Origin of the sequence: Streptomyces sp. NPDC005820 (genome assembly GCF_040630255.1) — a bacterium.
Lineage (GTDB): Bacteria > Actinomycetota > Actinomycetes > Streptomycetales > Streptomycetaceae > Streptomyces.
In genome coordinates, this window is sequence record NZ_JBEXXE010000045.1 from 48,780 (window position 1) to 69,806 (window position 21,027).

Here is a 21,027-nt window from a genome sequence, read left to right on the forward strand (position 1 = left end):
CCGCGTGTCTTCGGTGAGGATGTGAGGGACGTGTGTGGTGAACCCGTACGAGAATCCGAAGGATCCTGCGGGGGCCCCGATGCGCGGGAGTGAGTAGAGCACTGCGCGGGGATTCTCCAGTCCGAACGAACTGGCCCCGTGTTCCACCCACTCCCACATGGGCCACTGGCCGTCCGGGTCTTTGGCCTGCTGAGTGCCGATGGTGGCTAGCAGCTCGCATTGCCGCTGATCGAGTTCTACTTCCGTCAGGTCGCGCACGGACATCTTGTCGGAGTCCCCCGGTGTGCCGAAGTGGTGGTATGCCCACGGACGCTAGCGGAAGGAGCAGCATCAGGACATTTGTACTGCTCAAGGGCGTACTGGTGACCGGATGTTGGCACAGGTCCGGCTCTTCAGACGGGAACCCGACGCGAAGGTATCCAGCTTCAGCAAGATGGCCATGTCGGGCCCGGCCGGGAACGGAACGGCATGCTCACAGCTGCGTGTGCCAGATCGGGGAGGGGATCTTGTGCCTACGGGAGTAGCTGTCGTCTGCGACACCGATGGCTGTCTTGCCGTCTACCTGGCGGTGGAGACCGGCGACGACGAAGACGCACGGTCTGCCTCCGAGGTCTCGCAGGTGGCGCGCGACGCCGCCCAGGGCGACGGGTGGGTGGTCAGCTTCGGCTTCCGCCAGCCCGTGATGACCTGCCCGGGCTGCGCGGACGGCCGGGGCCCGGTCCGCGAACGCGGGCAGTGCCGACGGTGCATGGGCCGCGTCGACGAAGCAGGCAGGTGCGTGTACTGCCTGCACAAGGCGGAGCCTTCGCTGCCCGAGGCAGGCTGACCGCCCGCACCCGTAACGTCGGCCTCGCGCCGCCGTTGAACAGTACGACTCATGCGCCGGGCCCCGGGGACGTCTTCTCCCCCCGGGGCCTGTGACGTGTCCGGGCCCGTGTCAGCAGGCGCCGGTGGCCAGCCCGAGGGCTTCAGGGTCGGTCAGGGTCAGCACCTGCGCCTGGTGGACGGTCTCGCCGACCCGCACGACATGGACGCGGCCCCGGTGCAGGCGCGGGCGGCCCTTGGGGGCAGCAGGACGGACTCTTCCGTCTGCGTTCCTCCACCCCCATGGCGAGCTCATTTGCGGCTCGCAACAGAAGTTCAGCGGCCGGCGCACTGTTTGGCGTGCCTTGATCGGGCGGTCAGACAATGCGCCGGACGCGCTGGCCCGTGCCTCCCCCTAGCCGAGCTTTACGTGACTCACTGTGCAGACGCAGGCTTCGGAGAACCTTCGGAAAGTCTTGAATCGGGCTTGGATGGCCTGGTCAGCGACCTGTACACAACAAGGGTGACGTGGTCGTGACTGGGGGTTGTGTGCGGTTCGGTGTGCTCGGCGTCATCGAGGCCTGGCAGGGCACGATGCTGATGGATTTGGGGCATTCGAGGCAGCGGCACGTACTGGGGGCACTGCTCGTGGATGCCGACCGGGCAGTGCCAGCGGATGCGTTGTTGGAGCGGGTGTGGGGTGAACAGCTGCCGCAGCGCGGCCGGGAGGCGCTTTATGCATATCTATCCCGACTCCGCCAGGCGCTGCCGGGGACAGACATTGTGCGAGAGCAACGCGGTTATCGGATCGCGGTGGATGCGAAGGCGGTGGATCTGCACTGGTTCCGTCACCTGTCGAGTCGGGCACGCGAGACGGATACGGATGAGCGTGCGGTTGCTTTGTGGCAGGAAGCGCTGGAGCTATGGCGCGGTGAGGCCTTCGTCGGCGTCGACACCCCCTGGTTCAACGCCCAGCGCGTTCGCCTGGAGGCGGAGCGACTGGCCGTGCAGCTGGATCTTGTGGACGCGCGGCTACGGCTTGGCCTGCACACCCGGATCCTCGCCGAGTGCTCAACGCGAGCGGAGTCGCTTCCTCTCGATGAACGCGTGGTCGGCCAGCTGATGGTCGCCCTGTATCGGAGTGGGCGCCAAGCCGAGGCGCTGCGACACTTCGACATCATCCGGCGAAGGCTGGGTGACGAGCTGGGCTGCGATCCCGCGGTGACTTTGCGGCAACTGCACCAGCAGATCCTCACTGCGGACCCTGCTGTCAGTTCGAACGGTTCAACAACCGATGGAAGCAGAGCCGGATTGGCGCAAAGTCGTCCACAACGCCTGCTACCGCCGAGATCTAGGGCTTCAGATGGCGAGCAGGCTGAGGAGACGGTGGCTTCCGGCCGTAGCATCACTCCTGGTTTCCCGACGCGAAGCCCGGCCGCTGCGTCGGGGCGTAACTGCCTCCCTCGTGGCCTGCCGGATTTCACCGGGCGCGAGAAGGAGCTCGCTCGTCTGGTGGCGTTCGCCCGCAACGGGGCGGCGGTCCACGCGGTGGATGGGATGGCCGGGGTCGGTAAGACCTCACTCGCCGTTCAGGCCGGGCATCTGCTCGCCGACCGGTTTCCGGACGGTGCGCTCTTCGTAGATCTGCAGGGCCACAGCCTGGGCAAGACACCGCTGGCTGCGGACGAGGCGCTGGAGACGCTGCTGGGTCAGCTCGGGGTAGCGGCGCCCACCGACGCACAGGCACGATGGCGGGCGAAGACCGCCGCCCTGCGGCTTTTGGTCGTCCTGGACAACGCCGTGGACGAAGCGCAGGTGGCCCCGTTGTTGCCGACCGGTCCCAGTCAGGTGATCGTGACCAGCCGGGCCAGGATGCCGGCCCTCGCAGGAGCACAACCCCTGTCTTTGGGGGTTCTGCCGGAATCTGAGGCCACGGCATTCTTCGCCCGGATCGTGGGGACCGACCGGGCATCTGCAGAACCGGAAGCAGTGGCACGCATCGTCCGGTTGTGCGCGGGTCTGCCGTTGGCGCTGCGGCTGTCCGGGGCCCGGCTCGCGCACCGTACAGCCTGGCCGGTCGCCCATCTGTCGGCGCAGCTGGCCGATACCCGGCAGCATCTTCCGAAGCTTTTCGCCGACCGGGAGGTGGCACTGGCGTTCCGCATGTCCCACGAACAGCTCTCGCCCGGCGACCAGCGGGTGTTCTGTGCTCTGGGACGGCATCCCGGCACGGACGCGGACGCCGCAGTCATCGCCGCGATGACAGGCATGCCGGTTGCTGGGGCCGACGACGCGCTGCAGAGGCTGGTCGATGTTCATCTGGCCGAGGAAGCCGCCGTCGGCCGTTACCGCCAGCACGATTTGCTGCGGCAGTACGCCCGCAGCCTGTCCGACGACCCGCTGGTGACCGAGCGCATGCTCAACCACTACCTGCAGGCTGTGACGCATGCTGCCGCACACCTTGGGGGTGCGGGACACCAGGATGACGCGGCGCAGGTCTGGCTGATGACTGAGCGGAGCAATGTCCTGGCCGCGACCCGGTGCGCCGCCGCAGAGGGACACACCGACTACGCCTGGCAGCTGGCCATTTCCATGTGGCACTTCCTGGCCCGCAACCTTGCCGGCGATCCGATCGAACTGCTCGAGAAGGGCCTGTCCGCGGCACAGGACGCAGCCGACGGCGGCGAGGCGATGCTCAACACGCTGCTCGCGTTGGCCCACTGGTCGGCCGGCCACACCACCCTCGCCCACAACCTGCTGGCCATCTCGGCAAAGCAGCACGAGAACACCGAGTCCCACGCGCACACCCTCGCCCTGCTCGGCCTGATGCTCCTGCAGCGCGGCGATCACACAGCGGCCTACGACCACGCGGAACGGGCATTCACTACACTCACGCAGCTCGCCGGGCTGTCCCCTCTGGGACTCGACGCAAAGATCATCACGCACTGGACCCGCGGAACCGTCCAAGGACTGCAGGGCGAGCACGAGGCAGCCCTTGCCCACCTCCGAGCGGCCTACACCGGCTGCCAGGAACTCAGCCAGCTCAGCCCCAACGACCATGTACTGACCGCCCTGGCCCGATGCCTCATCGCTCTCGGCACCCACCCCGAGGCCCTCAGCCACCTTGAGCAAGCCCGCAGCCTGCGCCAGCGGATCGGCGACAGGGAAGGCGAAGCCGAGACACTCGTCCTCACCGGCACAGCCCTGCGCGCCTCAGGACACCCCAACGAGGCGCTGACACCACAACGCCTGGCTGTAACGATGCTGGACAACGACACCCGGCTTCAGGCACACGCCAGAATCGAACTCGGCCGGACCCTGCACACACTGGGGCACGAAGCCGAAGCACTCAAACAGCACATGTCCGCCGTCGCCCTCGCCCATCAGGGGCGCTATCTCCACGAAGAAGCACAAGCGCACCAAGCCCTCGCGCGGTTGCTCGCCGCGACCAACCCGAAGAGAGCCCGGCGGCACGAGGAGACCGCAGCACAGATCGGCACCCAGTTGGGCCTGGTACACCCGGCCTCACTGCCGCATCTGCGCCCCGCCGGATGGTAACGCCACAGCCCGGGTCTGTGTAGCGAACGGTGGAACTCGGTCGGTTTTCTTCAGCGGCGGCCGGCGGTGAGCCGGCCGTCGAAGGTGATGTCGAAGGCTTGGAGTGCGGCCTTCCAGCGCATGGTCCAGCGTTTGGATGGTGTCCCACCGCGTGGTGTAGCAGCGATCTCTGTATAGCCCCTGGTCATGTGGCGGCCATCGCGCAACTCTCCGAGTAGCGAAGCTCGTTGAAGCGAGAGGTGACGCGATGGCCTTGTCCCAGCATGACTTACTCCGCCTGATGGAGTCACTGCGTACGGCGGACGGAATCGAGTTGATCAGGGTCTTGGCCCAGAGGATCCTGCAGGAACTCATCGAGGCCGAGGCCACCGTCCGGATCGGCGCGGAGCCCGGGGAGCACACCGAGACCCGCACGACGATGCGCAACGGGCACCGGGAGAAGGTGCTGACCACGCAGGCCGGGGACCTGGACCTGGCGATCCCCAAGGTCCGCACCGGGTCGTTCTTCCCGTCGCTGCTGGAGCGCCGGCGGCGCATCGACCAGGCCCTCTACGCCGTCATCATGGAGGCATACGTGCACGGGGTGTCCACCCGCAGCGTGGATGACCTGGTCAAGGCTCTGGGCGGGGACACCGGGATCTCCAAGAGCGAGGTCTCCAGAATCTGCGGCAACCTCGACGCGGAACTGAGCGTGTTCCGCACCCGGCCTCTGGCCCACATCCGATTCCCCTACATCTACCTCGACGCGACCTACTGCAAGGCCCGGGTGAACCATCAGATCGTCTCCCAGGCCGTCGTCGTCGCCACCGGCATCACCGAGGACGGCGGCCGCGAGGTGCTCGGGCTGATGGTCGGCGACAGCGAGACCGAGGTGTTCTGGAGCGAGTTCCTGCGCTCGCTGCGCGAACGGGGTCTGACCGGGGTCCGCCTGGTCATCGCCGATCACCACTCCGGCTTGGTCAAGGCCGTCCGAAAGGTCATGCTCGGTGCCGCCTACCAACGGTGTCGCGTTCACTGAAGCCGTAAGGAAATAACACGTTGCTTCGCGAGGACGCGTTCGTTGGTCTGCTATGCGAATATCCGAAGAGGCCCGTGTCATGCTGACCCGGCGGTTCGAGGTTTTACTCCCGCACCTGAACGAACGGCAGCGCCGTCTCGCCCTGGCCACCGAGGCCCGGCTGCTGGGCCATGGCGGTGTGAGGCTCGTGGCGAGAGCTGCCGGGGTCAGCGAGACCACGGTCCGCAGAGGCGTCTTCGAACTCGAAGGCGGCACTGGACCGCTGCCCGAAGGCCGTGTTCGGCAGGCAGGCGGCGGGAGGATGCGCGTCGAGGACGTGGACCGCAAGCTAGTCCCCGCACTGTTGGCGCTGGTAGAGCCGGATGAACGGGGCGATCCGATGTCTCCGCTGCGCTGGACGACCAAGTCGCTCCGCAACCTTGCGGAAGAGCTGACCCGGCAGGGGCACTCGGTCTCCGCTCCGACCGTCGGCCGGCTGCTGAAGGAGCAGGGCTTCAGCCTGCAGGCCAGTGCCAAGACCCTGGAGGGGAAACAGCACCCCGACCGCGATGCGCAGTTCCGCTACCTCAACGAGCAAGTCAGGGAGCATCAGTCCGCCGGACAGCCGGTGATCAGCATCGATGCCAAGAAGAAGGAACAGCTGGGGCAGTTACCCAATCCTGGCCGGCAGTGGCGACCAGCTGTGGACGATCGCGAAATTCCCCAGGCGGAAGTTCACGTAATTCCCCAGCTACTGACGTGAGCTGACGGTGAGGCAGTCCGTGAGCTGTTTCAAACCTCAGCTTTAGCGCGCCGGCTCAGACGTGCCTCGCGCCTGGTCGCGGCTGGCGACCACCAGGTATCCATCGCTCTCGGGGTCGAAGGTGGTGGACTGCACCGTGAGCCCAACGCTCCGCAACTGCGCCACGAGGTCCTCGTACCGGTAGGGCCAGTTGGACAACCGCTCCGAGCAGGCTCGCACTGCCCCATCCGGCTCGATCTGGGCGACCACGATCTCGAGGAAATGTTCCTGCTCCCAGCGCTGCTCGATCTGCCAGTAGTAGCTGACGACCGCATCGCGGTCGTTGCGGCGGATGAGTCGATCGCGGACGTCTATCCGTGAGCCGGCGGAGCGCACGAGCTCCCAGTTGCGTGACGTGAGCACGAGGCGTCCGCCCGGATTCAGCAGCCGCGACATCGCTTCCAGTGCGGTCAGGCGCCCGGCTGCGCCCTCAGCGTGCCCGAGCGAGTTGCCGACGCAGAACACCAGATCGAACGTGGAGTCCTCCAGGTGGTCGGGCAGCTCGTCCCAGCTCGCGCGGAGGGCCCGAAGCGAGACACCCTGCTCGTCGGCGGCCTTCTCGGTCCGGCGAACCATCCCATTGCTGGCGTCTGCGGCGACCACGTCAAGGCCAAGACTCGCGAGACCGACGGCGAGCTGGCCGGTTCCACACGCGCAGTCGAGGACGCGCGCGTTGGGCGGCAGAGAGCCCACGACATCACTGTAGTAAACCCCGGCTGCCTGGGCGGGGGTCAACCTGTCGTCCCCAATCAGCCACTCGTATACGTCGGAAAGCGCCCCATAACCAGCCACCGCGATAACCTCCATCACTCGACGACACGCGGGCTAGACCCAATGCCGTGACTCTGCTGGTGATGTTGGGCAGGTCATGCGGTGGCTGAGCACAGAGTGCGGAAGTGCGTGGCCCGGCGTTGTGTTCTGGGTGCGGTGTCGATCCAGTCGGCGATGCGGGCGACGTTGCAGGCCATCGCGGTCAGGACGTGCTGGACGTGGGTGCGGGCCAGGCCGCGGTAGCGGGAACGTCGCAGCCCGTGGGCCCGGACGTTCTGCGAGAGGGTGGCCTCGATGCCGGCGCGGATCGCGTAACGGCGCTGCCATTCCTCGGTCTGCTGATCGAGCCGGTTTTGCGTCTGGATCTCATGCAGGGGTCGGGGCAGCACTGCTATCGAGCGGGGCCGGGTCGCGGAGGACGTGCACTGTGTGCGGTCCGGGCAGGACCGGCAGTCCGCTTCGGCGAACCGGGCCTGCAGATAGGTGTTCCCCTTCATCCGCAGCTCGGTCCAGGACACGCTTGTGGCTCCGCGTGGGCAGATCGCCTGCTCGTTGTCCCAGTCGATGGTGAAGGCCGCCTTGCCGAAGCCCGAACCGGCTTTGGCCTGGCTGCTGTGGTCGGCGACGACCGGGCCGAGCAGAGTGATGCCGTGCACCCGCAGGGCCCGCTCGATGCGTGCCGGGGAGATATAGCCGGAATCGACGACATGCTCGCGGGGCAGCAACTGCCGCTCGGCGAGCTCGTCGTGGATGGCGTCGGTCAGCTCGATGTCCTGGACGGTGGAGATGGTGGTGGCGACATGGACCACCAGTTCGGGGCGTTCCTCGTCGCAGGTTTCCGTGAAATGCGTCCGATAGCCGCTCCAGGCGGTGTCCCGTTTGACGCAGTAGTGCGCGTCGGTGTCGTAGGGAGAGTCGAACCGCAGCGAGGCGGGCGGCAGTGCGTGGCCGTCCCGCCAGCGCAGACATCCGTCCGTATCCCAGTAGTAGTGGTGGACCCATACCTCTCGCAGAATCTCCACTTGTGGAAGAAGTCGCAGGTGGGGTGGGGTATCGGCGGCCCATGCGGCGGTGAGGATCTTCTGTCCGTCCCTGCCGAATTCCTCGGCCCGGGTGGTCACGGCCGCCTTCCCGCCCGGCAGTTTGCCGATCTCAACCCGGCGCCCGTACCGTTTGGCCCACTCGGGCTCGATCAGCGGAGTCAGCCAGGCGGGGGCGGCCTCGGCCAGTTCCTCCAGCGCCGCCCGCAGCGTCTCCCCGACCAGTTCCAGGCGGCTGAGCGTGCGAACCGCAGCCAGCACATGAGTGGCGTCGGTACGCTGCCGGCCCCCGGCCCTGAGCAGGCCGGCCTCCACCAGACGCTCCAGCATCACCTGCAGCAACCGGTCGGCGGCGCCGTCCTGTTCGGCCAGCCGGGCCCGGAACTCGCACAGCACCGAGTGGTCGAACCCCGGATCCTCCAGCTCAAGGCCGAGGGCATACTTCCAGTCGATCCGGGTGCGGACGGCGTCCGCCGCCGCACGGTCGGAGAGGTTCTCCGCAAACTGAAGCACCGACACCAGCGCAAGCTGTCCGGGTGACAGCCCCGGCTTGCCGTCGGAGGGATACAGCCCGCCGAACTCCTCGTCCCCGAACAGGACATCGAGCCGGTCCCGGATGAGCATCGCCGGAGTGCTCTTCAGACACGCCGCCCGCGCGGTCCGCACCGTCCTCACCGGAATCCGCTGGAAACTCCTCGGCCGTAACGACACTGCCCCCACACCCCAAAATCCGAGGCCACCCCGCACTCCTCCAGCGAATCATCCAACGGCCCCACCGTCAGCACCCCGGACAAGATCACCAGCAGAGTCACGGCATTGGGGCTAGACCGCGCCTGCGATTCGGACCTTGCGCCTCGCACTGTGCCGGGCCGTGTCAGCGAAGCATTGAGCAGGACCCAACCACTTCCGGCCGCTGAGACTCCACCGGATTTCGTGGGAAACCGCGACACGCCGCACCGACGCAGGTCCCCACTCCACCGGCGCCCCATCGGGCACGATGGGGACCGCGGCCGGCAAGCGCGCGTTCACTGCGGAGCGCTTTAGGAACAGCCATCCAAACTGATTGCCGAAACGCCGCCTCCGGATGAAGGACCGTAGCCGACCGCCTCTACTGCCAGGTATCCCGACGACGTCCACCGGTTTTTCCTATTTGGTCTTGTCGGTGGGGTTCCTGGGCCGCTTGTTCGGGCGGTAGCTAACGAGCTCGTGCACGACAAGCGGTGAGACGTCGAGAACCTCGGTGGGCCCGTGCTTACGTTTGACCGGTCGAGTGCAGGTCCGCGGTCTGCTGGTGGGAGAGCAGGCCGGCGATGGCTTGGGCGGTGTCGCTCATGTGCTCGCGGCGGCCGAGGTGGCGGGCCAGGGCCCGCCAGTTCTTCAGATGGGCGATGCCGTGTTCGACTCGGATTCTGCGTGAGGAGTGGGCCTTGCGCTGGCGCTCGTACATCTCCTCGTACCAGTCGGGGGCGTTCTTCTTGAACTTTCGGTGCGGTGGTGTCACCACCCGGCCTCCGGTTTGAGCGCCCAGGCCCTGGTAGCCAGCATCGGCGAGGATCTCGACCGCGGGCCCGTCGGCCAGGAGCGTGACCAGACCCAACTGGCGGGCATGGGTGATGTCCGCACAGCTCGCGGGCCGGGTCGGGCTGCACCACAGCACGCGGCCTTCGCCGTCCGTGACCACCATCGACTTCACAGCGTTCTGCTTGTTCTTGCCCGAGATGAACCTGTCCCGGTCCTTGCGTCCGACAGCGGGCCGCCGGACACGGATCTCGGTGCCGTCGATGATGCCGGTCATCCCGCTCGAGCCGAGGTGCTCGACGACGTCGGCCAGGGTCCGCAGCCGCACGCCGGTACTGACCGTGCAGCCTCGCCCGGCGAGCAGAGGGCGCACCTCGTTGACAGCTCGGGTGACGGTCGAGCGGTCAACGCCGAACCAGCAGGCCAGCACGTCGTGAGTGGCTCCATGACGAAGGTGAACGAGGGTAGCCAGCAGGCGGTCGACAAAGACGAACTGGTGTTTCGGCCCGCCGCCCACAGCCCGCTTGCGCGGCCGAGAGGTCAGCTTGACCTGGTGTCGCTCATGCCACAACGGACCTATCTCGGCTACGAGTTCAGCGATCACATCGCCCGTCAGGCCAGTGATGCGACGGTTGCTGATGATCACTGCACGAGTCCTGTTCCCCACCACCCGACCATGATCAACCATTACAGGCACGACGTCTCACCGCTTGTCGTGCACGAGCTCGTTAGGCAAACACCAGGCCCCAGCCGTCGATCCGGCCGCTGTCGCCGGAGGCGGTGTCCTGCACCCGGAGCCGCCAGACCCCGTTGGCCTGCTCGGCGGATGCGTCGACCGTATAGGTGGCGACCACGTTGTCCGTACCGTCACCGGACTGGAAGTTCTTCAGGCGGTAAGCACGACCGGACGGGCCGATGAGGTCGATGGCCAGATCACCGCGGTAGGTGTGCAGAATGGCCACCTCCACGTGCAGCGTCGTCGGAGCACTGCCTGACCGGCCGGACACCGTCACCCGGCTCTCCACGGTGGACAGATCCGGAATCGCCACATCGTCGGGGTTCTCGAACCGTGAGTTGGCCGGGGGCCGGCAGCCAGCCATCAGGTCCTGGATCTCGCTCTGGGACGCGGCACGCGCCAGGGCCCGGACATCGTCTACCGTGCCCAGCCAGTAGTCGACCGGGTTGTGGTTCCACTGGGCGCCGCCCAGCCGCAGGCCGCCGACGGCGTTCCAGGTGGTGGCGACCGTGGTGGCCGCCGTCGGTACGCCGTTGACATAGAGCCGCATCTCATGGGTGGCGGCGTCATAGACACCGGCAAGGTGGGTCCACACGCCCAGTTGGGTGGCCTCGGTGGACACGGCGACGACATCCTCCGGATTGCTGGAATCGGCGGTGGGCAGAATGAACCACCACTTGTTCAGCGCCCTGTTGTAGCCGAGGTAGAAGCTGCTGGCGAGCAGGCCGTCCTGGCTCAGTACAGCGGCGTCGGCGTTGTTGGCACCCAGCCGTACCCAGGCCGCCACCGTGAAGCTGCGATCGGTGCGCAGCACCGGGCCGGGTGAGGTGGCCCGACCGGAAGTGCCGTCCAGGAGCAGGGCGCTGCCGCACCGGCCGGCAGTCCAGGAGGCGCCTCCGGCAAGGGCGAGCGAGTAGCCGTTGCCGGAGGTGTCCGGGGCACCTGCCCCCGAGTTCTCGTCGAGGGGCCACCAGCCGCCGGGGCCGAGCAGGGTGCCGTCCACGAGTTCGCGGACCTGCTCGGGCGCCATCGGGTAGTCGACCGCCTGGACCTGGTCGACCGAGCCCGGCCACCAGTCCTGCCGTACGCCGTTGAGCTTGCCCCGGCCGACCTGCAACGGCCCGGTCGCGTTCCAGGTGCTCCGGTGCAGCACGGTCCCGGCGAGCGCACCGTTGACATAGAGCTTCAGCTCGTACTTCTTCGCGTCATACGTCCCGGCCAGATGGGTCCAGGTGCCCGCCACCGGACCTGCCGTGGATCGGACCGCGGCCATGAGGCCCTCGCCGTCGGAGCGGTCCTCCTTGCTCATTGCGAAGATCCATCGACCGGCGGCGGCGTCGTAGCCAAGCGTGAAGCCGCTGTCGGAGCCGCCGTCCTGGCTGAGCACCGTGGCGTTCCGGTCCAGCCGGTCCAGCCGTACCCAGGCGGCAACGGTGAAGCTTGCGTTGGTGGCGACGACCGGTCCTGCGGTGTAGGCGGCCTCGCCCTCGTTGCCGCCGAACTGCAGCGCCCCACCACGCCTTCCGGCTGTCCAGGGACGAGGGGCGGACACATAGAGGTTGTGCCCGTTACCGGTGCTGTCACGGCTGGTGGTACCGGTCTGTTCGTCCAGCTCCCAGGTCCCCTGCGGGCCATAGGAGTACTCGCCGCCCATCCAGCTCTTGATCATATCGGCGGTCTCCGCGCCTTCGGTCAACCGCACGTCGTCGACCCCACCCGGCCACCACTGCCCCCAGTAGCCGTAGTAGTTCTTCGCCCGGCCGATCGCCACCACACTCTGGGCGTCCCAGGTGCTCTGGTGGGGGGAGGTCGCGGCCAGGCGCCCGTTGACATACAGGGAGAGCTGCCGCAGGTTGGCGTCGTACACACCAGCCAGATGGGTCCATACGCCGAGTTGGACCGGCGCCTGGTAGATCGCACGGTCGAACACCGCGGCAGAGCCCAGGCTGTCGCTGCGGTTCATGGTGAACGCCCAGCCCGCGCCGTCCAGATGGCCGAGGGTGAATCCGCTGTCGTACTCGCCGTCCTGGCTGACTGCGGTGACGGTCCCGTTCGCCCGGTCGAGCCTGACCCAGGCAGCGACCGAGAAGCTTCGGTCGGTGTGTACGACAGGGCCCTCACTGAACGCCGAGTCGTCATTGCCGTCCAGGCTGAGTGCGTCCTGGCCACTGAGCCGGGTGGTCCAGCCTGCGCCACCGATCGAGGTGACCGTGTGCTCCTGGTACGTCGAGTCGACGCCGTTGCCGTCGAGCTGCCACCAGGCCTTGGGGCCCCATTTGCCCACGACACCCATGGTTTCGATGACCTTGCGGGTCGATGCGGCGAAGGAGTAGACCCGGACGTCGTCGATGCTGCCCATCCAGCGGGACGGGTGGAAGCCGTAGTAGTTGGAGTAGCCGAAGCCGAAGGGGCCCTGTGCGTTCCAGGTACTGCGGTGAGCCGTCCGGCCGGCGAGTCTGCCGTTCACATAGATCCGCAGTTCACCCGCCTCGTGGTCGTACACTCCGGCGACATGGGTCCAGACGCCGACCTGTGCATGGGTGTTCGATACCGCCATGGGCTCGGCAGCGCCGTCCTCGTCGGACTCACGCATGGCAAAGGCCCACTTGCGGGTCAGCATGTCGAGCCGGAGATTGAACCCGTTGTACCGGGCACCGGCCTGGCTGAGCGCATTGCGCCAGTCCCCGACGTCGTCCAGTCGGAGCCACGCCATCACTGTGAAGCTGGCGTTGGTGTTCACCACGGGACCGTCCGTCTGCGCGCCGGTGCCGTCGGTCCCGTCGAGGTTCAGCGCGGCGCTGCCGTCACGGCCCTGCGTCCAGGAGTAGCCGCCGGTCAGCGTGGCGGGGTGCGATCCGGCCGAGTCGGCCATCACCTGCTGCCCCGACTCGATCTTCCACCAGGCGGCCGGGTTGGCGAGGGCTCGCGGATAGAACGTCAGCTGGCGCGTCGACCCGGCATTACCGGCCCGGTCCAGGGCGAACACGGTCAGTGTGTTCTTGTTGGCTGACTCCGGGGTGATCTGCACGGTGGCGGAGCCACCGACTGACGGGACCCGTACCGCCGGTGCGGAGCCGGGGGCGAGCGTGTAGGAGAACGTCGCGACATCCGGGTCCGCACCCGCATTGAAGGTGAACGTGGCCGGCTTGTCCACCTCGTACTCCGGGCAGACGCCCGGGCACACCCTGGTGATGGTCGGTACGGTCGTGGGCTTGGTGGTGTCCACGACCACCCGGCACCAGGCGCTGTACGGGCCGGTGTCGATATCCGTTTCGGTGATCGGGTTGTACGCACGAGCCCGCCACTCGTAGCTGTGCCCCGCCACCAGTGTGACCGTCATCGGCAACTCGCTGCCCGAGGTGCCGTAGCCGGTGTCCAGGGAGTTCACCGCCGTCGCGCCCACCTCGCGCCATTCGACAGTGGCCCGGGTCTGCTGGTCGGGGTCCGCGTCCACCAGACGCACCCGCAGTTCCGCCCTGGTCTTGTTGATGTACGTGGGTGAGGTGTCCGAACAGCCGGGTACGCCCGCCGTGCTGACCAGTACAGGGGCGGCAGGCACCGTGTTGTACACCACGTCGATGAAGGGGTTGTTGTCGAACACCTTGGCGCCGTTGGCACCGGCCGACTCGTCCGAGAGCAGCGCGAGCGTGACCTGTGTCCAGTGGTTGGTGGCCGCCTCCGTCAGCAGCGGCTTGATGTCGAACTCCGCGTTCCGGTAGCTGTCGCAGTTGGTGCTGTCGGTGGGCGTGGTGAAGGAGCCGAGCAGTCTGGCGGGTGCGGGCTTGTCGGCCCAGGTCGCGTTGGGGCCCAGCGCCCCGGTGAGCCACAGGTGCACCGGCTCGGGAGTGCAGGAGTAGCGCCACCGCTCGGCGAAGCTGATGACTGCCTTCTTGACCAGTTTGTCGGCGACGAACGAGGTGTCCATCTGGAAGTACGAACGGAACCGGTCGGTGGTCGAGTCCTCCGGGTCACGCCCCACCCGGGCGTCGTACGAGGAGTCGAACCAGCCGTAGTTCGGCAGGTCCTGCTCGACCATCAGCCAGTGCTGACGGTCCGCCGCCCACTGCGGGTCCAGATAGAGGGGGAAGGTGACGCGGCGGTCCAGGAGCATGGTGCGGTCCGGGACGATGGTCAGTGCACCCCGGTCGACCACCAGGCCCATCCGCGCCCGGCGGTCACCGGCGGCGGGCTCCCGGGTGCGTGGCACAGCGGCACGTCCCCAACGGCCGCGTGGGTCGGGTCCGCCGGCCGAGTCCCACATCCATGCCGCACCGAAGGTGATCATCGCCTTGCCGTGCTTGTCGACCGCGACGGTCGTACCCGAGCGGTCGGTACGCACCGTCAAGCCGGTGGTGGCCAGGCCGAACCGTGCGCGGGCCAGTGCGGCCTGGCGCGCGGCCGCAGCGGACTTGACCACCAGGACCTCGGAGAACCCGGTCCCGGTGGCGTGCACCATCAGGTCCACCCCGGGCAGCACCTCGGGGTAGGTCGCGGACGCTCCGTCGAGGACCGGCGCGGGCAGCTGCCGGGGCCAGGACAGCCTGAACTCCGTGCCATCGCGCCGGAGCCGGACCAGCGGACCGGTTCCCCCGCCGGAGAGGCGGAGGTCCACTGCCGCAGCGACCGGAGCGACCGTCCCGTCCGGCCGTGCCGCAAGCCGGGGGTCGATCGGCACCCATCCGCTGCCCTTGCGGGCCCGGACCGGTCGGGCGTACATCCGGGCCGAGTAGGTGCCGCCCGGCTCGGCGTGGACCTCCCGGGACTCCGACCCCAGTGCGGGGATGTCGACCGGGCGACCGGTGCGACGGGCCTTCGCCATGGCCGCCTCCCCGACCGGCTTCCCGGCCTCCGCGGATGGGCGGGCGACGGCCTTGGCAGGAGAGGGAGGGGAAGCCGATGGTATGGCCAAGGTCAGGACGATCAATGCCACACCGACCAGCGCCTGCAACCGCCGAATCATTGCTTCCCCTCCCCCGGTGTTCGCACGGTCAGCCGAGAATCACGCTGCCGCCGCCACCGCTGCTGCTGAGCTGCCCCGGCCTCAGAATCCGGTCCAGCAGACCGCCCAGGACGGAAGTCGACGTATGCGTCGTGGTGGAGTCGTCGTCCGTCACGAGGTACTGCACCAGGTCGACCGGCCTCGGGGTGATGCACTGGTTCCAGCCGCCGCATCCACGGTCCTCCCACTGGGACACAAGCCGGACCGCGTTGGTCGTGGTCTGCTTGTCCCGGCAGGCGATCGCCGGGCGTGGGTTGCCGCTGAAGCAGGAGCCGACGCTGCTCCGGTCGGCGTCGAGGCCGTAGTTGTTGGAGTAGACCTCGTAGCTGCCGTCGTACGGTTCCTCGTACGCGTCTGGGTACTTCTTGATCCACTCCACGATGCGGTCCTGCTTCAGCTTGCGGCTTGAGGAGGGAGGAATTTGCTTTGTGACCCAGCGCACACCGGTCAGTGACCGGTTCTGCTTGGTCACGTGGGGAACCGGCTTCGACACCTTCAGGCCGTCGGCATCGGTGAAGGTGGTCGGGTTGTTGCTGGCGTAGGCATAGCCGTTGACCTGCTGGAGGTCCTGCTGGTCGACGACCGGGTCGGCGGAGATGAACCGTCCGGTGAGAGGGTCCAGCTCACGGGCGCCGAGGTGGATCAGCCCGGTGGGCGTGTCCGTCGTCCCGCCGACGAAGCCCCGTTCACCCGGCCAGTCGGTCACCGCCGAGCCGCGTGCGGCGCCGAACGGCAACTGATGGCGGCGGGTCACCTCCAGCGTTGCCGCGTCGACGGCAATCCCTGCGGTGCCCTGGGCATCGGGGATGAGCCAGGCGAGTTTGCCCGCCGTGCGCACCGCGATGACCGTGCCGGCGTAGCGGTAGTAGCGGGTGCCCTTGGTCGCGCCGTTGGCGAACCGCAGCTCGGTGTCACCCAGATAGAGGGTGGTGCCGCCCGGGTCGCGGCGGATGAGGCGGTTGCCGTCAGCGTCGTACAGGTACGACGTGGCCTTCGGCCCCTCCGTCACCGAGGCCAGATGCCCCTCGGCATCCCAGTCCAGCACCTGCCCCGGCCGCTGCGTGATGTTACCCGAAGCGTCATAGCCGAAGGTGTCCGTCCGCGAGCCACCCGGCCCACTCGTGACCACCGACCGCACCGTATGAGGCTGCACCCCACCCGCCACCGGATACGCATAGCTCCGCGTCGTATCCCCGCCGGCGGCATGCCGCACCTCACTCGTCCGGTTGCCCACCTTGTCGTACCGGAACGACTGCCAGTACGGCGCCGGACCACCCAGCACCGACAACTCCGGCACATCCCCGCACTCCCCCGCCGCAACCGCCCACGCCTCCGTCAACCGCCGCAGATAGTCGTACCGGAAGCACTGGGTATCCCCCACCGCCCCATCCGCAACCCGCAGCACATTCCCCGCCGCGTCATACCCGTACCGCACATCCGCGATGACCGTCGTATCAGCAGCCTTCACGACACCGGCGGAGTTGAGCCGACGAGTCCCTTCCTGGTAACCGAAGTCATGCAGAACCTGCTTGTCGCCCTGGCCCAGCCGGTAGGTCTCGGGTTCGCCGAGCGGGGTGTAGGCCGACTCGAACACATAGGTCGTGTCCGCCGACCCCATCGTCTGGGGCAGCCCGAGGTCGTCGTAGGTGTAGTCCACCTTCTCCCCGGTCAGATCGCCGCCCGCAGGCTGGGTGACGGAGGTCGGCTGGTCGTTCTCGTTGTAGGTGTAGGACGTCCGGTACGTCCCGGCGAGCCCGGTCTCCGCGCTGGGAACGACCGCGGAGGTCGCGGTGCGGTGACCGCGCAGGTCATAACTGTCGACCCGGCTCTCGTACGCCTTGCCGCCGACATAGCGGATCGAGGCGGCGGGCAGCCCCTTGCCGTTGGTCCCGGTGTCATAGGTCCACTCGGCGAGCCTGGTGCCCGACGGGGAACCCTCGTACAGCCCGGTCTTACGGCCCAGGGCGTCATAGGTGTAGGCGAGGGTGCGGCCGCGAGCGTCCGTGCTGGACAGCAGCCGCCCTTCGGCGTCATAACCGGAGATCGTCGCCCCGGTGTCCGGAGCCTCGACCCGGGTCTGCCGTCCACGCAGGTCGTAGAAGTAACGCCAGGTGTTGCCCACGGGGTCGGTCACGGTGGACAGCTTCCCTGCCTGTGTGTAGGTGTAGCGGGTCTCGTCGTACGGCCCCGTCGGCGCACCGCCGGAGTACTCGCGTACGGCCACGACACGGCCTCGGGCGTCGGTGATCTCGGTTCTGGCGGTGTCCCCGTCCGGCGGGTCCACCGAGGTCCGGTCACCTTCATAGGTCGTGGTGGTCCGCCGCAGCTCGTTGTCGTTGGTGCTGAGCACCTCGGCCGACCGGCGCCCGGCGCCGTCGTACTCATAGGACGTCACCGCCTCCACGGGGGCGTCGACCAGTGCGGCTTCGGCTGTCCCGGTGGTGTTACGCGGCTCGTTGACCGTGGCGATGCGGCCCTGCGAGTCATACAGGGTGTCGGTGATCACCCTTCCGCCGGTCGGCGAGGCCGACTGGGTCTGGCGCTTGCGCAGCAGGCCGTCGAACAGCTCGTAGCCGAGCCGGTAGGTGCTGCCGGCCAGCAGGGTGCGGCTGGTCACCGCGCTGGGGCCGTCCGCTCGTACCGTGTAGGCGTACTCCAGGTTGGGCGAGTCTCCGGTGTCACGGCCCGGCAGCCAGACCTTGGTCAGGCGACCGAGCGGGTCGTAACTCATGGCCGTCCGGCCGCCGTTGGCGTTCACGGTCGCAAGCGTGCTGCCGCGCCGCGGCTCACGTGTGGTCGTGGTGGTGAAGCTCTTGGGATCGGTGACGACGGTCTGGGTCACCGGGCCGCCGACGGTGGGGGTGTAGGTGGTCTGGGTCAGCTGGTCCGTCGCGTCGTACTGCTTGGTCGGCCGCCCCTGCGCGTCGACCACGGTGCGGCTGGTGGTCGTGTACACCGGGGCACCGCCGGACCAGCCGGATGCCTCTTCCACCCGGGTCACGTCACCCCGGGTGGGCGCGGCACCCCAGGTGTCCTGGCCGTCGTAGTAGTAGCGCTTGTCGGAGACCAGGTCGGCCGGGTACGAGGCGGTGGCGGCGCACTGGACGCCTTCGGTGACCTGCCGCTTCACCGGGTCGATGATCCACTCGTTCTGGTTCTCGGCGTACTCGGTCAGCACACAGGTGTCGTCGTCCGCCGTGGAGATGTCGCCGAGGTCGTCGGTCTCGGTGAGGCGACCCTTCGAGTCGTATGTGTAGCTCACCCTGGTGGTGCGCTGTCCGCCGGTGGCCAGTGGCGTGACCGTCTCCTCGGACTCGACATCGGTCAGATGGGCCTCCAGCGACCCCGATCCACGCGGTCGGCTGGCGGTGGTCCCGAGGTTGGCCGGGGTGGAGACCGTCCGGCTGACTACGGTGTCGGTGTCGCCGTCGTAGGCGGTCACCATCCGGGCGAAGCCCCGCCACATCGTCTGGTCGGGGATGTCGTCGACCTTGCTCGAGTCAGGGCTTCCGGACTTGTTGATGTCCCCGTCCATGCCGCGGAAGAACAGGTAGTCGGTCCGGGTCCGGTTTTCGCCCTGGTCGCCGGTGCGGACCCGTACCCTCTGGTATCCGCGCCACTGCCCCCAGCTCTTGCGCTCGTTCGGCACCAGTTCGGCGTCGTCATGGTGCCAGCCGGAGCCGTTGCCGAAGTCGTACTCGTACGAGGTCACCTTGTCCCGGTTGCCTCCGACCAGGTCGATCTCCCTGACCTCGGTCACGACGTACTTGTGGAACCAGTCCTCGGTACGGGCGCTCCCCCAGATCGCCGGGAAGCACCGCATCAGGTTGCTGTCCACCTGGGGCAGCGCCGAGCGGCGGCACTGGGTCGGCTGGTAGGTCACACTGATCTCGCCGCCGGTCTCGGTGTAGATCCTTTCGATCCGCCGTTTGTACATCGCCTCGATGCCTTCAGCGGCGTCCACCCGGTTCTCGCTCTTCTCGCCGTCGAACGTCACCGCGGGCAGAGTGCTGGTGGCGCCCACAAGTCCGGAGCGGCGGATCGAGTCGACCCACAGCGCTGGGCTCGTGGTGTCGCCGGGAACGGGATAGGACTGCGTCAGGGTCCAGGAGTCCACGTCCTTGGGCGCGCCGTCGGCGTACACCTGAGTGGTGATCTTGGAGAGTCGCCTGGTCGTCCAGAAGGTCGGCGACAACACGGTGCAGGACGCCGAGCCGCACCACTGGTCCCATGGCGTGTCCGGCCAGTTCTGCGGCTGCGAATGGACACAGCTGGTGCCCGGAATGCAGCGGTCGGCGAGTGTGAACAGCACCCTGCCGGGAGCCGGAGTGGTGTAGACGGATCCGACCCGCTGGCCGTACTCGATCCGCACCAGCTGCCCGGCGCGGGTGTACGGCGTCGGCTGGTCCGAACGGCCGTTGCGGCCGTAGTAGTTGGTCTCCCGCTCGTACCAGTACGACATGGCGTCGCCGTGCGGGTCGATGACGAAGTCCAGATTCCAGCGGTACGCCTGCTGGCACCACGATGCGTCGAACGTGGCCTTGTGGCACGGCTCGCCGTCACCGTTGCCGAAGACCGGCGCTGTCCAGGTCGAGTTGGTCCTGGGGCTGCCGGCCGTTGCCTCCGGCAGCCGGTCGCGGCCGAGGAAGTACTGGGTGCCGTCCGGTGAGGTCAGCCGCCAGTACTCCCCGTTGCCCTTGCCCGCGTCGCCCGCGTCGCCCGCGTCGCCATTGTCGGACCCGGTCAGCAGATCCACTCGCCAACCGTCGTCCTGCTCGGCCCGCCAGCCCTTGACCGGGTCGTGCACCAGCTCGCTGGTGAGTCCAGGCAGCACGACGGTGGCGTTGTCCGAGGCGAAGCAGAGATCTCCGATCGTCGCGGCCTGACCGTCGTCGCTGCACGGCTTGTACGACCGCTCGATGAACCCCGGCTGGTAGTCGAAGCCTTCACCGATCCAGGACGGCTGGTTGTTGGTCGACGCCACCCGGCCGTCCACCGCCCCCGAGGAGTACGCCAGGCCGACCTCCGGTACCTGGCCGGGCAACTGCGGCACGGTGATGGGGTACGACCAGGTGAAGTCGCCCGACTGCAGGCCCACCTGCCAGGTCGCCGACGGGGCCAGCGAGGTCGGCTTGAAGCTGCCCGCGCTGCCCTCCGGCGCCGCGGTGACCGCGAAGAGGCCGTCGGTCACCTCCGCACTGAGCCGCCCGGCGCCGGTGTCATTGCGGGCGGCGACCATGGTGGCCGACCCGCACCCCTTGGCCTTCGGGGTGGTCAGGGCGCACTCCGGAAGCCGTACGAGGGCCAGACGTGAGCCGTAGTCACCGCCGTACGCGTTCCGGAAGCCCGCATAGTCGACGTCGACAGCCACTTTGCGGGCCACCTTGTCGGTGTGACCCAGCCTGAGCAGCATCCCCTTGACGCCGATCCGGGCCGTGGCGGCCCGGTCCAGCACCTCGACCCGCGCCGTGCCCCCACCGCCGCCCTTGACGGGCTGCCCGACCCAGACCGGCAGGCTCCCCGCCCTCACAGGTGACGCGGCCTTCAGCCCCTCAGCGACGACCTCCGCCGCCCCGGCCTTCGGCCACACCACGGTCGGCGTCTTCTGCAACGCCACCGCCGCCTCGGGATCCTTTCCCCGAGCCTGCACGGCCACCGGCTTCGCCGCCTCCACCTTCACCGGCGCAGCCACCGCCCCCGTGCCCGCCCCGGCCCCAACCAGGACCGTCAACACCCCCGTCACGGCCACCACGAACGCCGGCCCACGCCGTAAACGCATTGCGACCTCCGAACAAGATTGGT

The 21,027-nt window shown here is 68.0% G+C and carries 7 protein-coding genes and 2 pseudogenes; 4 read left to right on the top strand and 5 right to left on the bottom strand.

Going from position 1 to position 21,027, the window contains the following annotated elements; translation table 11 throughout:
• Positions 1 to 508: 508 nt before the first annotated feature.
• From ABZ464_RS40535 to ABZ464_RS40550, 4 genes and pseudogenes are all read left to right on the top strand, one after another.
• Positions 509 to 826, top strand: a complete 318-nt coding sequence (locus ABZ464_RS40535; protein ID WP_359286596.1) for a hypothetical protein — start codon at positions 509 to 511, stop codon at positions 824 to 826.
• Between the two features lie 527 nt (positions 827 to 1,353).
• Entirely contained in the window at positions 1,354 to 4,362 is a 3,009-nt protein-coding gene (locus ABZ464_RS40540) for a BTAD domain-containing putative transcriptional regulator (protein WP_359286599.1), read from the top strand.
• Between the two features lie 280 nt (positions 4,363 to 4,642).
• A pseudogene (locus tag ABZ464_RS40545) lies at positions 4,643 to 5,377 on the top strand (IS256 family transposase); the annotation flags it as partial.
• 55 nt (positions 5,378 to 5,432) lie between these two features.
• Positions 5,433 to 6,068 (top strand): annotated as a pseudogene (locus tag ABZ464_RS40550) (ISAzo13 family transposase); the annotation flags it as partial.
• 96 nt (positions 6,069 to 6,164) lie between these two features.
• Here the strand turns inward: ABZ464_RS40550 and ABZ464_RS40555 are convergent.
• The 5 genes from ABZ464_RS40555 to ABZ464_RS40575 all read right to left on the bottom strand — a co-directional run bounded on the left by ABZ464_RS40555 (position 6,165) and on the right by ABZ464_RS40575 (position 21,004).
• Positions 6,165 to 6,968: a class I SAM-dependent methyltransferase gene (locus tag ABZ464_RS40555; protein WP_359286602.1), complete on the bottom strand. Its 804-nt coding sequence runs from the start codon at positions 6,966 to 6,968 to the stop codon at positions 6,165 to 6,167.
• Positions 6,969 to 7,027: 59 nt separating this feature from the next.
• Positions 7,028 to 8,638, bottom strand: coding sequence for an IS1182 family transposase (locus ABZ464_RS40560; protein WP_359286606.1), 1,611 nt, complete (start codon positions 8,636 to 8,638; stop codon positions 7,028 to 7,030).
• Between the two features lie 586 nt (positions 8,639 to 9,224).
• Complete coding sequence (locus ABZ464_RS40565) at positions 9,225 to 10,136, bottom strand: transposase family protein (protein WP_359286607.1); 912 nt, start codon at positions 10,134 to 10,136, stop codon at positions 9,225 to 9,227.
• 82 nt (positions 10,137 to 10,218) lie between these two features.
• Positions 10,219 to 15,045 carry a LamG-like jellyroll fold domain-containing protein gene (locus tag ABZ464_RS40570; protein WP_359286610.1) on the bottom strand — a complete coding sequence of 1,609 codons (4,827 nt, stop codon included), beginning with the start codon at positions 15,043 to 15,045 and terminating at the stop codon, positions 10,219 to 10,221.
• Positions 15,046 to 15,214: 169 nt separating this feature from the next.
• Positions 15,215 to 21,004: an RHS repeat-associated core domain-containing protein gene (locus ABZ464_RS40575; RefSeq protein ID WP_359286615.1), complete on the bottom strand. Its 5,790-nt coding sequence runs from the start codon at positions 21,002 to 21,004 to the stop codon at positions 15,215 to 15,217.
• Positions 21,005 to 21,027: the final 23 nt, after the last annotated feature.